This window comes from Natronomonas sp. (genome assembly GCF_046710025.1).
Taxonomy (GTDB): domain Archaea; phylum Halobacteriota; class Halobacteria; order Halobacteriales; family Haloarculaceae; genus Natronomonas.
The window spans coordinates 1-18,084 of sequence record NZ_JBKEGK010000031.1; the positions used below are offsets into that span (position 1 = coordinate 1).

Here is an 18,084-nt window from a genome sequence, read left to right on the forward strand (position 1 = left end):
AGGAACTAACCGATGACACTGCCGGTATTGTTATCGCTGACCGTGACGGCAACGTCGGCTCATCGTTCAACTCCGAACAGATGCAGACCGGCACCGCCGTATCCGATTGCGGTGCCGGTATGCCGCTGTGAGATCGATCGTATCGTACCGTCTGTTGGGCCACGGTCGTAGCTACGTGAACCGCCTTGGGGTCACGCCCCGAGACACCCGGTCTGCTCCACCTGTAGATGCGACAGGGCAGTGCGACCGCCATCGTTTATTTCCCGCCTCCCTTCGGTGTGTCTATGGAGTCTGCCTTGGGCTTTCACTCTCTCGAGAAAGAGCAGCCGGCGTCACTCGCAGTCGATGGGTCCTTGCCCGAATGGCTCACCGGAAGCCTCATTCGCAACGGCCCCGGGACGTTCTCGATCGCTGAGGGAGGTAGCGTCGATCACTGGTTCGACGGGTTAGCGATGTGCTATCGGTTTACGTTTGACCCTGAAAACGAAGCGGGAGGCTCCGTCGATGGGGCGGCGGATGCCGTCCACTACCGCAATCAGTTCCTCGAAACGGACGCCTACGAGACGGCACGGGCAGGGGAATTCAACGGCGGCTTCGCCACCGGCGAGACGACGCTCAGAGAACGGCTCAAGGGCTTTTTCACCGAGCCGTACGACAACACCAACATTATCGTCGAACGGGTCGGCGACCGATACCTCGCGCTAACCGAGTCACCGCGGGCCGTCGAAATCGATCCCAACGACCTCAGCGTCAAGCGAGACGTCGAGTACGACGGACCCGAACCATCCGGCCAACTCGTGTGCGCGCACTTGAAGCGCGATCCCGCGACGGGAACCCTGTTCAACGTCGAGACGGAGTTCGGCCGCACCAGTACCTATCACGTCCACGCCGTATCGGGCGATGGCGGCCGACGACACATCGGCAGCATCGATACCGATGCCCCGGCGTATATGCACAGTTTCGCGCTAACGCCGCGCTATATTATTCTCACGGAGTTCCCGCTTCGGGTCAACCCGCTGGACTTTTTTAAGCCCGGACGACAGGGGCCATTTATCGAGCAGTTCGAGTGGCAACCGGAGCGCGGGACCCGGATTATCGTCATCGACCGAACCAGCGGTGAGACGATCGCCGAACCGGTAACGGATGCCGTGTTCGGCTTCCATCATGTCAACGCTTTCGAGCGCGCCGGCGGTTCGGAAGTGGTGTTCGATCTCGAGACGATCCCGGACGCGACGGCGATCGGCGAACTCTCCATCGAGAGCCTCCGGCAGGGGAACCTCGACGCTATCGCCGGTCGAATCGAACGGTTCACGGTTGATCTCGGTGGTGTGACCGGGACAGCCCGCTACGACACGAACCCCGCGACCGTCCGCCGGGAGATGCTGTACGACGACGGAACTGCGCTGCCGACCGTCTCACCGGCGCGATGGTGTCGGCCTCACCGGTACGTGTACGCGATGAGTTTGGATCAACCGGCGACTGAGTGGGCCACCGGCATACTGAAGTATGACACACGAACCGACGGCGTGGTGGAGTTCGATGGCGGCGGTGACTACTTTGGCGAGCCGATCTTCGTTCCGCGACCGGACGGGTCGGCGGACGCCGGTGTCGTGCTCACGGTCGCTCTAGATGTCGGTGCCGAGCGCTCTCGACTGCTCGTGCTCGATGGCGAGCGCTTCGAAGAACGGGCGCGGGTTGAGTTGCCACACGCCGCTCCGTTCGACTTCCACGGCCGCTACTTCCCGGAAATCCGGGTGAACAAAGCTAGATAAGCACGCGCCGTCACCAGCAGGAGTGTCGACTCGAAATTGGCGTGTCGGCTTGTGAGCTTGTTTTATAGCCGTTGCCGGTGGCTGGTCAAGACAAGACCGGTGGAACGGACCGACGAACTGCCAAGCCCCCGCGGCCACGGTGGACACGTGGCTACGATTCAAGATGTTCGAGTAGCGCCTCGCTGACACGGTCGGGGTGTTCGTGAGTGAGCCAGTGCGTGGCATCGGCGTACTGGTGTCGGTCACCAGTCTCGCAGTATCGGAGGCTTGCCGACGCCATCTCGGGAACGAGCGCGTCGTCGTGCTCACCCCAGACGATCCGCGTCGGCGCACGCACGGACTCGCGGGGCGGCGCCTCGTAGTGGCGCACCGCCCGATACCAGTTCAGCATCGCCGTCAACGCTCCGGGGCGTGACCACGCCTCCCGGTATCGCCGCAGTCGTTCGTCGTCGAACGTACCCGGGTTCGCCCCATCACGCATCACATCGACCAGCGGCTCGAACGCCAACCGTTTCAGCACCCACTCCGGGAGGCGTGGAAGCTGAAAGTAGAACATGTACCAACTCTTACGCAGCTGCGTCGGGCTTCGGAGAATCGTCCGCCGAAACACCGAGGGGTGAGGAACGTTGAGGATGCCGAGTCGATCGACCGCTTCCGGGTGGCGAAGCGCCACGTCCCAGGCGACGGCTGCCCCCCAGTCGTGGCCGATGAGGTGGGCATTCGTGCATCCCTCCGAGCCGATCAGCGAGACGATATCCTTCGAAAGCGATTGTAGTCGGTATGAACGCACGCCCTCCGGTTTGTCGCTCCGATTGTAGCCCCGTTGATCGGGGACGAGTACGCGATACCCGGCATCGACGAAGGGCTCGACGTACTCGGACCACCCGTACCAACACTCCGGAAAGCCGTGAAGTAAGACGACGAGTGGGTCTTCGGGATTTCCCGCCTCAACGACATGTAACGTAACCCCGTTCACCTCCCAGAACGTCGCCTCTGCCGAACTGAGATGTGATACTGTAGCGGTCTCATTCGACACTGAAATCACCTATCGTCGCTTCGTCCGCGGGAGTAATGCGCTTTGTGACCGCTGATCTCGGAGAGCCGTTATCCCTCAAAAACGTGACCGGACAGCACAGTATGTACCCCGAGGTGGGCACGCAAACGGATTCCCGACAACACCGTTAGTTCTCCTCGGCCTCCGAAGCCGTGTGAGCTAACCGTTGCGGAGTCCTACCTGCGGTAGTGCTTGGCTATCCGTGTCTCAACCGAACGCTTCGTGACCGCTCCGACCCGCTCCGCTGCAACCGCAGTATGCAAAAAAAGACCTACGAGTCCCGCGGGCTCCCGTACGTCTCGGACCTGACCCGTCAGAACTTTGCCGACCTGTACGAGATCCTACAGTGGAATCTCGACCACGGCATCCGGTTTTATCGCTGCACCTCGGAACTCGTCCCCTGGAACTCGCAGTTCGAGCTGTCGGCGCTGCCGGACTACGGCGAGATCGAGACCCTCGCGCGTCGATGCGGTGACCTGATCGACGAGGCCGGGATGCGGCTGACATTCCATCCGGACTACTGGTGTAAACTCGCAAGCGATTCCGACGATACCGTCGAACGGGCCGTCACCGCCGTCGAATACCACGCCGACTGGCTCGATCTGATGGGTCTCGATCGATCGCCGTACTACGGCATCAACGTCCACATCGGGGCGACCTACGGGGACAAAGACGCCACCGCCGGCCGGTTCTGCGAGGCCGTCAGGCGTCTCTCTCCGGGCGCGCGGCGACGGGTAACTGTCGAAAATGACGACAAAGAGAACCTGTGGAGCGTTCCCGAACTGACTGAACAGGTGAGCGAACGAACCGGTGTACCCGTCGTCTTCGACTATCACCACCATTCGTTCACGGATCGAGGGTACACCTACCGAGAAGCGTTCGAGATCGCCGCCGACACGTGGGGGGCGGTTCGGCCGGCCGTTCACTATTCCGAGCCGAAGCGGCTTCGCGAGCCGACGACTCGGCCGCAAGCACACGCCGAGTCCGTCGCCGATATCCCGGCATGGTTGTGCGACCACGCCGACGTGATGATCGAAGCAGGTAGCAAGGAACGAGCGCTGCTGGCAGTTCGTGACGGACTCGACGTGAGGACAAACGAGGCCTGAGTTCGGTTGGGGCCGCGATGGTCGCCGAGTTCGGTGCTGGGCATTTCGGTCACACCTGCGAACGCGGTCCGTCCCGACGGAGCCAACTGACACTGAAGCAGGTCGCTGATGGGAGAGAGTCAGTCCGATTCCTCGGACACCTGTAGTGTCTCGCTGACGTGTTCGTGTTCGACGGCGTGTTGTTGCATCGAGTCGATCCGGGGGACTTCCGTAACGTTCGAAAGCAACACGGTAGCCGCGACAGTTGACGATCCTGCTCGCGGATCGTCGCCGGCGAGCACCTCGACCGTTTCCGTCTCCTCTTCAACCAACTGGCGAGCGCTCTCGAAACCCCGCCGAGAGAGTTTCTCGGGGGGGCCGGACAACACGACAAGGACGCGCTCGGCGCTCGATACCTCACAGGGTAGCGTCAACTGTGAATTGAGCGACTGTCTGACCAGGCTCTGGATCTTTCCCGCGTCGGTCCGCTCGCCCGACGTCTCAGTTTCTCCGCCACCGGGGAGTATCGATAGGAGCCACGACAGGACTCCCCCACTATCGTCGTCGAGTTCAGTCGAAGCGTAGCCGATTGATGCGACGCCGCCCGGTGAGAGTGTGCGGATGATGTCGCTGGAGTCCAGCGTGTTCGCTCCGATCGACGAGGGATCGGAGCCGCCCCTGGCAAACAACGTCAGAATCCGAGAAGCCAGTTCGCGGTTCGCCCGCTCGTACCGTCTCTCGGTGTCCTCGTCTTCACCGTCGATACCGGCGTCAGCGCCAACCCATCGATCGTTATCAAACAGGAGGGTGCTGTCGGCGGCCGGTACGATCGACAGGAGCGACCGAGCGGCGTTCAATGCCGCGCGACTCCCGTCGTTCGTCCCCGGAAGGACGCCAAGAACGTACACCGGTTTGTCGTACATCTCCTGTAATCGCTCGATGAGCACGGCCCCAGCACCGCTCCCAGTCCCGCCGCCGAGACCTGTAACCACCAGTATGCCATCGAGTTTGCGCATGGCGATCGCATCGAGAGCGCGACGTATCTCGGGAAAGTCAGCGCGGGAGACCTCGACTGCAAGATCTTGATCGCCGCCAACACCGTCGTCGACCTCGCGGTGCGTGTCGCCGATCGTCACGCGCTGCTCTTGAGGAACGTGATCGAAATCATCGCCGATCGTGTGTGAAATATCGATCGTTAGCAGGTTCCCGTGACACAGCTGTCGATCACCGTTGGTTTCGATACCGCGAATCACATCGACGAGACGGCTCCCGGCACCACCGACACCGACGAGCGCGAGTTTCATCGCTGCCCTCGATGCAAACCTGAAGCGTGTTCAATTGGTGACACGGTTCAGACAACGGGGTCGAGGTCGTCGTTTTCGTCCGTAATCAGATCGTTGATCTTCTCCTCGCGAGCGGCTTCCTGCTCGGCGATCTGTTCTTGCGCGTCGACGGCTTGATTCTGCAGCGTCTCGATTCGCGGTGCGTCCGAGACGTTCGAGAGGAGTACAGCCGCAGCGAGTCGCGACGAGTTTTCTCGGGGATCGTCACCGACCAGAATCTCGACAGTCCCGGCCTCCTGTTCAAGCCACTGGCGAGCGCTCTCGATACCCTTGCGGGAGAATTCGCTGGGCGGTCCGGACACCACGACGAGCACTCGCTCGGCGCTCGACACCTCACAGGGCAGCGTCAGTCGCGAGTTAGTCGCCCGGCGGACGAGCGATTTGATCTTTTTCGCCTGGCTGGCGTCGTCTAAGGAAGCCTCGGCGGTCCCGTCTCCGCCCCACCTATCAAGTAACCCTTCCGGCTGCGCATCGACGGCTGTGGCGGCATAGCCGATCGAAGAGACCCCGTCGGTGGCGAGCGTTCGGATGATGTCACTCGAGTCCATCGCGTTCTCTGCGACCTCCGTATCGTCGGTTTCGCCCGCTGCTAGCAGCGTTACGATTCGGGCCGCCAGTTCGCGGTTCATCTCCTCGTATCCTTCCTCAATCGTCTGTTCTCGGGCGCGCCAGGCGTCGTTATCGAATCCGATGAAGTTATCGACCTTGTTGACGAACGATTGGAGGGATCGAGCGGCGTTCAGTGCCGGGCGGCCGCCCTCGTATTCGCCGGGGAGGACACCGAGAGCGTACACCGGCTCGTCGTACATATCTTGGAGGGCGTCGATAACAACGGGACCGCCCCCGCTTCCGGTGCCACCACCGAGGCCTGCAGCGACGAGGATTGCGTCAACGTTGTGAATCTCTATATCATCGAAGGCGCGACGGATCTCGTCGACATCCGCGGACATGACCTCCGCACCGATCTCGACGTCGCCGCCGACGCCGTGGCCCTTCGATTTCTGATTCGTGTCGCCGACCAGAACACGCTGTTCTTTGGGGATATACTCGGGTTTGGCGAGGTCCGTTCGGGCGGTGTTGATCGCGTGGACGTGCCGACAAAGACTCCGGTTGGTCTTTGACTCGAACTCGACCATCCGGTCTACAAGCTTACTTCCGGCGTTGCCGACACCGATTGTAGCGAGTTTCATATATCTTAGTTTTATTGATTGTAGCGAGGTGTATAATTAGTTTGGTTCGGTTACAATTGGCTTTTGCTTTTCGCAACGTACCATGGAAATCTTATCACATATAATATATAAATGGGGCTGTTTTGGAAGTTCAGCCCCCGAACTCGCCACCGCATCACTCGGAGTTGGGCGACTGTTGCTCGGGATTACGTGGTAGCTACAAGCGTGGAAATGGATGCCAACGGATGCACACACACACACACTTATTCCCGCAGGAAACGTATACTGCGCATGTCGAATGGGACTGAAGACGAAACTGAGTTTGAATGTCCGGTGTGCGGCGACACCTTCGACACCGAAGAGGACCGAGATGAACACCTCATACAGCTCCATCCTGACTAAACGATGCTAACCGGCGTCGTCAAGTGGACACCCAAGACGAGGACACGAACGGAGTGACCGGTCTGACACGGTTCTAACGTACCAGCAGGTCCTCGCGACAGTGTAAGCAAACGGCTTCTCGATGTTCTGTGACGTGGCGGATCATAAATTAACGACCGCTGCTACGGATCCAGCGGAACATACAAGATTAGCACGGCGAGATCTGTACTATGCCGCTGTTACAGTTCGACACGACACTTTCGCTCTCGTCTGGCGAAAAAACATCGTTCGCGGAGACGGTCACAGAGTTGTATACGACCAAGATGGCGACGACGCAAGGCCACGTTGCTGTGACGATCCGTGACCGCGAGCCGGCCGACCTCCACCTCGGTCGCGCCATTGAGGGGCCGCTGGTGTTCTTAGATGCGGAGATTCGGCGGGGACGTTCCGTTGAACGCAAGCGCGAGTTCGCGCTCACGGTGATGGAACACGCGGCGACCACCTTCGACGTTCCCGACGAGAACATGAAAGCCGTGTTCACCGAACACCCCGGGGAGGCGATGATGGGTGTCGACCGCGTCGGCGGCGAGTGGAACGACGAGTGACCACCTCCAGGCCTCACAGGCCATCGAAGCACCTAACTCACCCGTGATGAACCGATCGTACTGGCGGACAGTCTCGCTCGTTGCCGTGCTGCTCATCGGTCAGACGCTGGCCAGCGGCGTGCTTTTTATCATCGTGGCTACAACTACCACCCCGATCGCCAGCGCAGTCGCTTTTTCCGCCCTCGGGTTCTTCGTGTTCGGGTACACCGGCGTCTACTACTCCTGTATGGCGACGATCGTTCCAGCCGACGAGATGGGTGGGGCAACTGCGGGGGCAACTCGCGCTCATCACCGGGGCCCTGATCGGCCCACCTGCCTTTGGACGCTTAGCCGACAGCTTCGGCTACCGCGCAGGCTGGCTGTTTCTCGCAGTCGGGTCCGTTATTCCAGGGTATTATTGCTCGGTGTCGTCCACGCCGAGTCGCCCGTGGATCAATCGGCGACAGCAGCCGAGTGAGCCGAGGTAACGAGGTGGGCCGGGTGACCGATCAGAACGGTACGGGAAGCACTATTCCGGCCCACGAAGGGAGCTCAGTGAGGGTGATACCCCAAATTAAGGGGAGCCACGTCACTGCCAGTAGGATCACGAGTAAGATCCCGATGATGTTGAGTCCAAATCCGGTTTTGGCCATCTGTGGCATCGAAATGTAGCCCGTGCCGAAGACGACCGCGTTCGGAGGCGTCGCAACTGGTAACATGAACGCAAAGGACGCAGCGGTCGCGGCGGCGATCATGATCCCGTACGGATGAACCGAGAGGCCGACCGCCAGCGACGCCATGATCGGCATCAACATCGCGGTCGTCGCGGTGTTTGACGTGACTTCGGTCATAAATATGGTCAACAGGACGATAACAGACATAACGAGCACGATCGAGACACCCTCAAGACCGCCGAGTTGGCCACCGATCCACTCGGCAAGACCGGTTTCTTGAAACCCGGCGGCGATTGAGAGCCCGCCGCCGAACAGGAGGATGATCCCCCAGGGGATGTTGACGGCGGTTTCCCAGTCAAGCAGGAAGGTAAACGAGCCGTCCTCCTCGCGGGCGGGGATCAAAAAGAGTACCAGCGCACCGGCAATCGCGATCATGCTATCGGCGATGCCGGGAATGATGGGTTGGAGGACAAACGATCGTGAGATCCACGCGGCTGCCGTCCCGGTGAAAACAACGAGTACGAGCTTTTCTTCGCGCGTCATCGATCCGAGCGCGTCAATTTCCTCGTCGATGACGTCCATGCCACCGGGTAGGCGGTCCATCTCTGGGGGGATTATAAACCGAGTGACGTACACCCAAATTATCCCGACTCCGAGGGCAGCAATCGGGACCCCATAGAGCATCCACTGAGCGAACGTGATCGTCTGATTGAACGATTCGTTGATCGCACCGACCAACACGAGGTTCGGCGGCGTCCCGATGATCGTCCCGACGCCGCCGACGGAGGCCGAATAGCCGATACAGAGCATCAGCCCTGTGCCGAATTTGAACTCGCCTTGTGCTGTCGGGATGTCCCCCCTGCTCCGATCTATAATATCGCCCGTCTGGATGATGACGGCGAGCCCGATGGGCGTCATCATCATCGTCGTCGCGGTGTTCGAGACCCACATTGAGAGAAACGCCGTCGCGATCATGAACCCGAGAATGATGCGTTCCGGGCCGGTACCGACCACCCGGATCGTCCGGAGCGCGATGCGCCGGTGGAGATCCCAACGCTGCATCGCCATCGCAATAAAAAACCCGCCCATGAACAGGAAAATCAGGTCGTTGGCGTAGGGTGCGGTGGTCGCATCCACGTCGAGCGCTCCGGTGACCGGGAACAACACGATCGGTAGCAGCGATGTCGCCGGGATTGGGATCGCTTCGCCGATCCACCACACCGCCACCCACGCCGTGGTCGCGGCGACTGCCTGCCCGCCCGGTGATAATCCCTCAGGGGTCGGCACGAGCATGATCGCCGCGAACAACAACGGGCCTAGTATCAAGCCGACCTTCTGCCGGAGTTCGTACTGACCGCCCACGTCGAACGCTGACCCATCATCGCCGTCGTCACCACTCCCGCCAGCACCGCCAGCGCCGACCGCCTGCTCTCGCTCGTCGCGACCGCCGTCGGTGGCGAGTTGCTCCGCCAGCTCCCGCTCCTCCGGCGTCAGGTTCGAATAGTCGAGGAGTGCCGTCGGGCGCATCCGGAGGGCGTTCCTAGTGTGTCGGTCGAGTTGCCAACAGTACCCCCATACCTTTTTCAGGCGTGATTGATCCCCCATAAATAATCGGGTTAAAGTCCTATGAAATAAATTTTGTGCCACCAGCTACCACACTGTGGGGATGCGGTATCAGGTCTATTATGTGATCGTAAACGACAGTCCTCACCTTCTCTCGCGGTTCAAGACCGAATCGACGCAATCCTCCTACGACTCCGATGCATTCTTTGGTACCAGCGTCACCGGCCGATCACTGGATAGAATCACTGCCTGTGCGACGCTGCCGAACAACACTTTGCCGACCGGTGACCGGCCACTCACGCCGAGGGTAATCACGTTGCTGTCACGCTCCTCTGCAAACTCGAGGATTTCTACGGCTGGCTCGCCACTCCGCTCGTGAACGGTGAACTCGACGTCGTTCGACTCAAGAAGATGGAACGCAGTTTCTACCGCCGAGGGAATGCGATCGACGTTGCGAAGCTCCTCGGCCATCTCCTCGGTGAAAGCATCGCTGAAGCTCTCACCGGCAGCCCACTGAGGGTCGGTTGTCGACGCCTCCTCGTGGACGTGGACGATGTCAACGGCGATGTCGCCGGCGGCCACTGGCATATCGAGGACGGCCTCGGCCTGTGCGCGTGCTCGCGATTCACTCGTATCGATTGGGAGTAGGACACGGTACATGCCTGGCAGTTTTGATTTGAGCGGTAAAGATGTTGACCCCTGTAGTGTGACTGTTCCAGAATGGCGTCGTGAAATGACAACGCATTATTGTCTCGTGTAAGTATCGGCGAATAACAGATGGTGGGTACTCCCGATACCTGCGTTATTATCCCGACAGTACGGAATCCAGAGTTTATCGAGTCTTACGTTCGAAACGCCGACGCAAGTGGGTTCGATACCGATCGACTCTTTATTCTGATGGTGACTGAAGATTTCTGCGACACAGATGGGATGCGGGAACTGCTCGATCGACTCGGCGTCGATGGGGCCGTGTTCGGTGGCCGTGAGCGAGGTGCGTGGTACGACCGACACGGTGTCGGTGCCTATTCGGATGTCGTTCCGGCGGCATCACACGCCGAAACCAGCTTCGGATTACTTTACATGTGGAACCGGCCGGCGTTCGAATACGGTGTCTTCCTCGATGATGACACGGCACCCCACCCGGAGTTCGATTTCTTTGGGACGCATCTCGACCAGTTAGGGGCCACAAAAACGATCGAACACGTCGCCTCCGATACGCGGTGGGTCAACGTGTTGTATCAAAACGTCGAACGACACGAGCTCTACCCGCGCGGGTACCCGTATTCGGCGATGGACGAGAAAATAACGACGGAGGAACGGGAGACGAATGAGATCGTCGCGTCACAGGGACTGTGGACGAACATCCCCGATCTTGATGCGGTTCGTATCCTGATGGATGGCGATCTCGACGGACAGGCTCAGACACTGACCCGACGAAGCGACTTTACGCACAGTTTCGCAGCCGCCGAAGGAAACTTCCTGACGGTCTGTTCGATGAATCTCGCGTTCAAGCGAGAAGTCATCCCGGCGTTCTATCAATTCCCGATGGACGACAACGAGTGGGAGATCGGCCGATTTGACGACATTTGGTCGGGGCTCACACTGAAAAAGGCGGCCGACATGCTCGATAAAACAATTACCAATGGCTTCCCACTCTGTGAGCACAACAAAGCCGAACGGAGCACGTTCGGCGATCTGAACAATGAGGTCCCCGCCCTGGAATTGAACGAACACTTCTGGGAAGCACTCGATACGGCGCCCGACGATGCTGCCAACTACATTGACGCCTATGAAAAGATGATAACCGCAGTCGACGAGTTCGATTTTTCGCCGTATGACAACGCCGAATTCATCGATGTCGTGGTCGAGAAAATGGATCGGTGGCTCATGGCCGTTCGCGAGCTACAATCAAAAGAGTAATTCGCGATACAGAACGAAAACCGAATCACATGCGGACCACGGTCTTTGTCGTACTTGACTCCATGCGGCGCGACCACCTCGGCGTGTACAATGACGCGATCGATTTCACCGAGCATATCGATCGAATCGCCGATGAATCGACCGTGTACGAGGACGCGGTCGCACAGGCACCGTGGACGCTTCCATCCCACGCCTCGATGTTCACCGGCACGTATCCCTGGGAGCACGAAGCAACAAACAAGAACGCACATCTCGAGACGAACGAACAAACGTTGGCGGAGAAATTCAGCGACCACGGATACCGTACAGCCGCCATCACGCCCAATATCTGGGTGACGCCACATAAGGGGATGGCCGATGGGTTCGAGAGCGTGGAGAACTTTCTCGGCGTGGGCGGGCTGACGCCGCTCCAGCGGCTGTACCGAACAGCCTCTAGACTCTTCGAACAGGTGGACGAACGGGTGCGGCGACCAGTCGTGGAACCGCTGAACCGGGTGTTTGATGCGATCGATATCGATACAACGTGCCGTTCGGAGGAGACGATTGCCGCTGCGATCGACTATATTCAAGCACACAGCGACGAGCGGTTCTTTCTGTTCGTCAATCTGATGGAGCCACACGAGCCGTACGAAGCGCCGAACGAATATCTTGACCGACACGATGTCCGTGATCTGAGCGGCGTGCCCGACGATAACGAGGACTTTTTTGCTGGCGAAGCGGACTATGACGAACTCCGGAAGGCGTATAGCGCCTCCGCTGATTACACCGACGACCTGATTGGTCGATTGGATCGTGCCCTGGCGGATCACGGACTGGATGATGCTGTGTTGGCTATCGCGGGCGATCACGGGCAAGCACTCGGCGAGAACGACTTCTTCGGACACCAGTTCACGGTACGCGACGAGGTTATCTCGGTCCCGCTTTTGATTCGCCATCCGGACACCCCCGCCTCCAGAGACGACCGGCTCGTGGAGCTCAGAGAACTGTACTGGCATCTCCCGCAACTCGCAGGGCTAGAAAGTTACAACGACCTTGGGTCGGATGGAGCCCCCGGCGGCTATGAGTTCCCGGAGGTGTTCAAACGCTACATCGCCGACGACCAGATGGATCAGTACTACCGGAAGTACCGGTTTTACCGCACTAGCGGCGAAAAACTCGTCAAAATCGAGCAGAAAGACGGCACGGTGTCGTACACGCGAGTCGATCTCGAGACGGGAGAAACACGCCGCGTCGGCACGAAGCACAGACGATTGCTCGACGGACTCGGTGACGTGGGGGGCGACAGCGGTTCCGGCGCAAGCGAAGATGAGCAGCAAGCGGTCAAAGAACGCCTTGAGGAGCTCGGGTACCGATAAACGCCAATGAGTAAATGAATCGGATCACTCTGTCGGCAAACGGGTCGGGGTCGGTACATTCAACGACCGTGTATCATATATGAGCAGTAGAATCAAACGGCTGCTCTGGTATCTGGTTTCGACTAGTATCCTCGCCGGGTTGGTGTACGTCTCGGATTACAGGGAGTTCATGCGAGTGCTTTTCAGGTCCGATCTCGGATACGTGGCGCTGACGATCATGTGCGGTTGTTTCACGCTTTTGATGTGGTCGATAGTCTGGCACCGGTTCTTCGGCCTCCTCGATATCCGGATCCGGTTTCGGGAGTCGCTCCGACTGTTATTGGCCGGCACGTTCCTGAACGCCGTGACGCCGCTCGGTCGGTTTGGCGGGGAGCCATTCGTCGCCCATTTCATCTCGAGTCGAACGGATGCGACGTTCCCACAGGCGCTGTCAAGTGTTTCATCGTCCGACCTATCCAACGCGTTTCCGTTCGTCACGTTCGGGGCCGTCGCCATTCTGTACATACTCGTCTTCGGAACGGTCGGGAGTGCGGTAGCGGAGGTCGTCCCCCTGGTAGTGGTATTGGTCGTCGGGTCGATAGTGACGATCTATCTCCTCTGGTTCGGCGGGATCCAGTCCGTTTTCGACTATATTGATCACGTCATTCCATTTACCGCTGAGTTCGGACGCTGGCAGCCCTACGTCGAATCCCTGAAACAGAAGGGTCGAAAGGTACTGTCGCGAATGCGCGACATCGGGGATCACCCCCGAAAAATCGTTCCGACGTTGCTGCTCTCTCACGTCGCTGTTGTCGGTCACATCGGCGCGGTCTACTTTTCGCTGTTGTCAGTCGGCGTCGAACCGGTTGCGCATACGATTCTTCTCGTTGTGGCGCTCTCAGCGATTCTGACGTTTTCACCCACCCCCGGAAGCATGGGGACGTTCGAGGCCGGATTCGCCGGTCTGATCGTGCTTTTCTTCCCGGTCGCCGGCGCGACTGCCACGAGTATTGCGATCCTCTATCGTGTTGGTACGTATCTCCCTGGGGTAGTCTTCGGGTATCTCAGTTTCGTCAGCCTCAACAATACAGGACTGTCCAGCGAGTGACTCAGTCAATTCGGACTCCCAGTGGCAATGGAGATCACGTTGTGAATAAATACGATACATATCCTCTCCGTACGCTTGAACCATTTAATTTTAATAGCTATGCCGAGGGGATAAGATACAATTCATATGACGGTCACGGCTTTCATGCCAGTGTTAAACGAAGGAGAGCGTATCGCGCGGGCGATCTCGTCGCTTCAAGAACAGACACACCCTATCTCGAAGCTCGTCGTAGTTGATGGAGGGAGTACGGATTCGACACATGATGAGATAAAACGGATAGCTGCAGAGGCCGAATTCACGATCGACCTGCACGTGCTTGAGGGAGCGGGAGTCCGATCCTCATCGCAGTTCGGCGCGGAGAAAGCCGCCGAATTTTCCAGTGACCCACCCGAGAGATCAGACGACGTTATCGTTCGGCTCGAAGGGGATTCGGCTCTTGAAGAGACCTTCGTGGAGATGGCTGTCGAAGCGCTTGAAGACGAACAATATAGCGTGTTCGGCGGCCCGGTGTCGCCGCACGAACCCATGGAGAACCCGATCATAAAACGGTTCTTCACATTCTATCAAAACGCCGAAAGACTGCCGAAGGGTCGCGGCATGGCATTCAGAGCTGACGACTTCTACGCGGTCAACGGCTACCGAATGGAACCCGACGAGGATCTCCGAAGCTCGGAGATTGACTGCTTGGAAGACGGAATTCTCGTCTCGAAACTTCAAGAACGCGGGGATGTCGCGTTCAGTCACCAGACCTGCGTCTACAGTACCGTTCCATCAACGTCGGCAACGTCGCCTCGGCGGTGGTGGGTCGCTGCGAAGATCGAGCGAGAAATGGGCCCGACTAGCTATTTCACCCGGATCGCGAACCCCGCCAATAAGTTGTCGTACGCCGCCGAACGGCTGTTTGAGACGAATGTTGACAACTGAGGCCGTGCTGTAAGGCACTGTCCAGAAGTATACGTAATTGACAGCGGGAGCACCCGCGCATATTTGCGACACCCTCAGATGAGAGATGGTAGACGATAGTGCTTGATACGGGGCCGGCACTGTCTAGTTAAGGATTTTTTCAGCTGGCGTTCGGTTTTCGAGTGCCGGACGGCGAGCGTGCTCTTCGACCGCGAACTGCCGGGCTTCGGCGAGGCCGTCCGGTGGCTCTCGTGGGAAGATGTCCGGGCGCGTATCGTTTCGACCCGTGCGACAGCGGGCATCGCCCGCGACGCGCCAGTGTTCGTGCTTCCGGGAAGTGTGAACGCCGTCAAACTCGCCACGGCGGAGATTATCGCCGAGGCAGCCCCGCACCTCGCCGGACTCGCAACCTGGCATACAACCGAGAGGTCCGGCGGCAAGGAGGTCCCATGACCACCGACGTACAAGAATCCAGCACGCGAGGGAATCGGTGAGACACAATTAGTGACCGCGATTGATAACATCGTCTTCGAAGTTATTCGGGATTAACCAACTGTTGTTTGTCAGTACGACCATTCCCCGGTAGTATATAAATGGGCTTATCAGTAAGCACAATGCGCTCACCATCGTATCACATACACGCTATTGATGTCTAATAGCCAATCGCCTGACAGCGAGTACCTTTCCGACAGCGTTGCTATCGTAACCGGCGCGTCGTCAGGAATCGGCGAGGCGACTGCCGAAGTACTTGCCACAGAGGGTGCAAGCGTCGTGATTGCAGCACGGCGTGTCGAAAAACTAGAGGCGCTTGCAGACCGAATTACCACAAGCGGTGGCGACGCACTCGTCGTCGAGACCGATGTCACAGAGGAAGCCGATATCAACAATTTGGTCGAGACGACCATGGACGAGTACGGCCGGGTCGACGTCCTCGTGAACAACGCTGGCGTGATGCTTCTCGAGCCACTCGAACGAGCCGACCGATCGAACCTCCGGCAGATGGTCGAGGTGAATCTGATGGGGCTCATGAACCTCACACACGCTGTGGTTCCTATCATGCAACAGCAAGACAGCGGCCACGTCGTCAATGTCTCATCAGTCGCAGGGCGTGAAACGATGGTCAGCGGAAGTGGCTACAACGCCACGAAGTTCGGTGTCAATGCCTTCACTGACGCCATTCGACAGGAACTCTCCCCACAAGACATCCGAACCACGATCATCGAACCGGGTGCAGTTGATACCGAGCTCCCGACTCACATCCCTGACGAGCAACTCCTCGAACAACTCGCCGAAATGGATGTCCCAACGCTGGCACCCGAGGACATTGCCCGAGGGATCGTGTACGCAACTAATCAACCCAAGCACGTCGACGTCAACGAGCTCATGATTCGGCCGACCGGACAGACGATGAACTAGAACGGTCCTGTTGAACGCAAGACGGCTTGGGAGGTGGATCGATTGTTCGTCGTCGCACAGCGTCAGAGACGGTATCTCGGCGTCAGAAGATGTAGTGGCTGTCACCCACAGCGGTAACAACGCTGGTGTGATTTCGCGCTGACCGGCCATCTGCTGGATCGACTCGTCGAAACTGATGGTGAAATGCGGACCGTAACCCACTCCGGTACTGCCCACACACCAGGGACCATTGAGTTCAACGACCTGCATCGAAAGAACTCCGACGGTAAGTGAGACGCCTACGGGAAAGCAAACTAGCAAACCTGCTTTTTGCCTACGAACTCCAGCGTCGTCTTGCCGAGGCGGGACACACGGACACGCTGAGTGTTGCCTGTCATCCAAGCTACGCCGATACCAACCTGCAGTACCGTGGTCCCGAGAAAATGGGGTCGACACTCCGATATGGATTAATGCGGGTCGCAAATGCCGTCTTCGCCCAGTCTGCCGGACAGGGAGCGCTCCCGCTGCTGTACGCCGCGACAGCCACCGATGTCGAGGGTGGCGCCTACTGCGGCCCCAGCGGTTTTATGAACATGCGAGGGTCACCCGAACGACAGGAATCGACTCACCACGAAGCCGACGCAGCGCGACTCTGGGAACTGAGCGAGCAACTGACCGGTGTCGAGTACGATCTTGAGACATCACAGACGGCCAGACCACACCACTGAATGGCCCCAATGCAAACTTGAAACTACACACACCGAAACAAACAATCTACCATGGTACTCGTCGCAGAGATTCTCTTGGCTGATCGCACGCTCTCTCTCGTTGGACTCGCAGAGTCGATTCCAAGTGGCGAGCTTTCAATCTCGAACCCGTTTATACTCAGCGATAATAAAATACTGATGACAGTAACTGTCGATAGCGAATCACGTGAGGTGTTCGATCAAGAGCTGGACGCAGCCACCGAAATTATCGATGCAATGGAAATTGAACGGACCGCCGACGGCTGGTTCTATCAACTCGTCGTGAGAGACGACTCGAATCTCGCCGTGTCTCACGACCCAGAAAAGATCGAAGGCGTGCTAATGGATGCGACGGTGACTAGCGACGGGATTCGCGAACAGAAGGTATTCTCGGATTATGAGTCGTTGATCACACTCCGAGATCGGTGCAAGGTCCACGACATTCCATTCGAGTTGTTGAACATCGCGTCAGACCCCGAAAACGCCGGCGAACGCGACCAGTTCGGGTTGACTGACAAGCAGTACCGGGCCATCTCGATTGCCTTCGCCGAGGGGTACTACGACTCCCCGCGTCAATTCTCGACGGATGGTCTTGCGGCCGAACTCGGCGTTTCGGCGGCCGCGGCGTCTGATCTCCTTCGCAGAGCTGAACAACAACTAATAAGCGAGACAGTTGGCCCACAGCAGTATATGAGCGTCTTGCCACGGTAGCCACGAACCCCTCCGAGAGTTCGTCTATCGCCCGTATCAGTCTCTGGCCCGTTCGATACTATCACGTGCATTTGACTCTACTATCGCTAGTTGTCCGCTCTCTTGATAACGACGGCAGCAAAAGTCTCTCCTCACGCGGTAAGGGCGGCGAAACGAGACGAAGAATGGTTCTGACGCTAAGGGATGGTAAAATACTGTCAAACATCTTCTTGTTTTCCGCTGCCTCCGTCGCTCAGACGGATCTCAAAACAAAGCTGTCGCTCTCTGCCACCCTCGCTTCAACCGAAGCGAGGTGGCTCAGCCAAGCCCGTGGTCGTATCCTGGCGGCAGTCCTTTCCCGTT

The 18,084-nt window shown here is 58.5% G+C and carries 14 protein-coding genes and 2 pseudogenes; 11 read left to right on the forward strand and 5 right to left on the reverse strand.

The genetic code is table 11. The features are described from left to right. Positions 1-284 precede the first annotated feature (284 nt). Positions 285-1,772: a carotenoid oxygenase family protein gene (locus tag ACI944_RS03755; RefSeq protein WP_411717735.1), complete on the forward strand. Its 1,488-nt coding sequence runs from the start codon at positions 285-287 to the stop codon at positions 1,770-1,772. A gap of 151 nt (positions 1,773-1,923) precedes the next feature. Here the strand turns inward: ACI944_RS03755 and ACI944_RS03760 are convergent, their stop codons facing one another. Beyond that, on the reverse strand, positions 1,924-2,817 hold the full coding sequence (locus tag ACI944_RS03760; RefSeq protein WP_411717736.1) for an alpha/beta fold hydrolase: 894 nt from the start codon (positions 2,815-2,817) through the stop codon (positions 1,924-1,926). Between the two features lie 197 nt (positions 2,818-3,014). On the opposite strand from ACI944_RS03760, the gene uvsE reads away from it, so the two are divergent. After that, positions 3,015-3,932: a UV DNA damage repair endonuclease UvsE gene (gene uvsE / locus ACI944_RS03765; RefSeq protein ID WP_411717737.1), complete on the forward strand. Its 918-nt coding sequence runs from the start codon at positions 3,015-3,017 to the stop codon at positions 3,930-3,932. 119 nt (positions 3,933-4,051) lie between these two features. On the opposite strand, the gene ACI944_RS03770 is transcribed toward uvsE, so the two are convergent. Both ACI944_RS03770 and ACI944_RS03775 read right to left on the reverse strand, forming a co-directional pair. Next, positions 4,052-5,215 carry a tubulin/FtsZ family protein gene (locus ACI944_RS03770; RefSeq protein WP_411717738.1) on the reverse strand — a complete coding sequence of 388 codons (1,164 nt, stop codon included), beginning with the start codon at positions 5,213-5,215 and terminating at the stop codon, positions 4,052-4,054. Between the two features lie 47 nt (positions 5,216-5,262). Continuing rightward, positions 5,263-6,444, reverse strand: a complete 1,182-nt coding sequence (locus ACI944_RS03775) for a tubulin/FtsZ family protein (protein WP_411717739.1) — start codon at positions 6,442-6,444, stop codon at positions 5,263-5,265. 590 nt (positions 6,445-7,034) lie between these two features. On the opposite strand from ACI944_RS03775, the gene ACI944_RS03780 reads away from it, so the two are divergent. Then, positions 7,035-7,409 carry a tautomerase gene (locus ACI944_RS03780; RefSeq protein ID WP_411717740.1) on the forward strand — a complete coding sequence of 125 codons (375 nt, stop codon included), beginning with the start codon at positions 7,035-7,037 and terminating at the stop codon, positions 7,407-7,409. A 488-nt stretch (positions 7,410-7,897) separates the two neighbouring features. On the opposite strand, the gene ACI944_RS03785 is transcribed toward ACI944_RS03780, so the two are convergent. Continuing rightward, positions 7,898-9,667 carry an SLC13 family permease gene (locus ACI944_RS03785; RefSeq protein WP_411717741.1) on the reverse strand — a complete coding sequence of 590 codons (1,770 nt, stop codon included), beginning with the start codon at positions 9,665-9,667 and terminating at the stop codon, positions 7,898-7,900. Positions 9,668-9,811: 144 nt separating this feature from the next. Continuing rightward, positions 9,812-10,285: a universal stress protein gene (locus ACI944_RS03790; protein WP_411717742.1), complete on the reverse strand. Its 474-nt coding sequence runs from the start codon at positions 10,283-10,285 to the stop codon at positions 9,812-9,814. 117 nt (positions 10,286-10,402) lie between these two features. Here ACI944_RS03790 and ACI944_RS03795 point away from each other — a divergent pair, with 117 nt between their 5' ends. The 8 genes and pseudogenes from ACI944_RS03795 to ACI944_RS03830 all read left to right on the forward strand — a co-directional run bounded on the left by ACI944_RS03795 (position 10,403) and on the right by ACI944_RS03830 (position 17,742). Continuing rightward, positions 10,403-11,545, forward strand: a complete 1,143-nt coding sequence (locus tag ACI944_RS03795) for an alpha-1 4-glucan-protein synthase (protein WP_411717743.1) — start codon at positions 10,403-10,405, stop codon at positions 11,543-11,545. 29 nt (positions 11,546-11,574) lie between these two features. Beyond that, positions 11,575-12,900, forward strand: coding sequence for a sulfatase (locus tag ACI944_RS03800; protein ID WP_411717744.1), 1,326 nt, complete (start codon positions 11,575-11,577; stop codon positions 12,898-12,900). 79 nt (positions 12,901-12,979) lie between these two features. After that, a complete protein-coding gene (locus ACI944_RS03805) occupies positions 12,980-13,987 on the forward strand; it encodes a lysylphosphatidylglycerol synthase transmembrane domain-containing protein (RefSeq protein ID WP_411717745.1) in 1,008 nt (335 codons plus the stop codon). A 126-nt stretch (positions 13,988-14,113) separates the two neighbouring features. Next, entirely contained in the window at positions 14,114-14,911 is a 798-nt protein-coding gene (locus ACI944_RS03810; RefSeq protein ID WP_411717746.1) for a glycosyltransferase, read from the forward strand. 180 nt (positions 14,912-15,091) lie between these two features. After that, positions 15,092-15,343: pseudogene (locus tag ACI944_RS03815) on the forward strand (molybdenum cofactor biosynthesis protein B); the annotation flags it as partial. Positions 15,344-15,538: 195 nt separating this feature from the next. After that, complete coding sequence (locus ACI944_RS03820) at positions 15,539-16,306, forward strand: SDR family oxidoreductase (RefSeq protein WP_411717747.1); 768 nt, start codon at positions 15,539-15,541, stop codon at positions 16,304-16,306. Positions 16,307-16,438: 132 nt separating this feature from the next. Beyond that, a pseudogene (locus tag ACI944_RS03825) lies at positions 16,439-17,013 on the forward strand (short-chain dehydrogenase); the annotation flags it as partial. Between the two features lie 51 nt (positions 17,014-17,064). Next, positions 17,065-17,742, forward strand: coding sequence for a helix-turn-helix domain-containing protein (locus tag ACI944_RS03830; protein ID WP_411717748.1), 678 nt, complete (start codon positions 17,065-17,067; stop codon positions 17,740-17,742). Positions 17,743-18,084 lie beyond the last annotated feature (342 nt).

Excerpts from the sequence above, each read along its gene's own strand:
- ACI944_RS03790 (WP_411717742.1), bottom strand. The coding sequence starts at position 10,285 with ATGTACCGTGTCCTACTCCCAATCGATACGAGTGAATCGCGAGCACGC.
- ACI944_RS03795 (WP_411717743.1), top strand. The coding sequence starts at position 10,403 with ATGGTGGGTACTCCCGATACCTGCGTTATTATCCCGACAGTACGGAAT.
- ACI944_RS03775 (WP_411717739.1), bottom strand. The coding sequence starts at position 6,444 with ATGAAACTCGCTACAATCGGTGTCGGCAACGCCGGAAGTAAGCTTGTA.
- ACI944_RS03780 (WP_411717740.1), top strand. The coding sequence starts at position 7,035 with ATGCCGCTGTTACAGTTCGACACGACACTTTCGCTCTCGTCTGGCGAA.
- ACI944_RS03770 (WP_411717738.1), bottom strand. The coding sequence starts at position 5,215 with ATGAAACTCGCGCTCGTCGGTGTCGGTGGTGCCGGGAGCCGTCTCGTC.
- ACI944_RS03805 (WP_411717745.1), top strand. The coding sequence starts at position 12,980 with ATGAGCAGTAGAATCAAACGGCTGCTCTGGTATCTGGTTTCGACTAGT.
- ACI944_RS03755 (WP_411717735.1), top strand. The coding sequence starts at position 285 with ATGGAGTCTGCCTTGGGCTTTCACTCTCTCGAGAAAGAGCAGCCGGCG.
- ACI944_RS03830 (WP_411717748.1), top strand. The coding sequence starts at position 17,065 with ATGGTACTCGTCGCAGAGATTCTCTTGGCTGATCGCACGCTCTCTCTC.
- ACI944_RS03820 (WP_411717747.1), top strand. The coding sequence starts at position 15,539 with ATGTCTAATAGCCAATCGCCTGACAGCGAGTACCTTTCCGACAGCGTT.
- ACI944_RS03810 (WP_411717746.1), top strand. The coding sequence starts at position 14,114 with ATGACGGTCACGGCTTTCATGCCAGTGTTAAACGAAGGAGAGCGTATC.
- ACI944_RS03785 (WP_411717741.1), bottom strand. The coding sequence starts at position 9,667 with ATGGGGGATCAATCACGCCTGAAAAAGGTATGGGGGTACTGTTGGCAA.
- ACI944_RS03800 (WP_411717744.1), top strand. The coding sequence starts at position 11,575 with ATGCGGACCACGGTCTTTGTCGTACTTGACTCCATGCGGCGCGACCAC.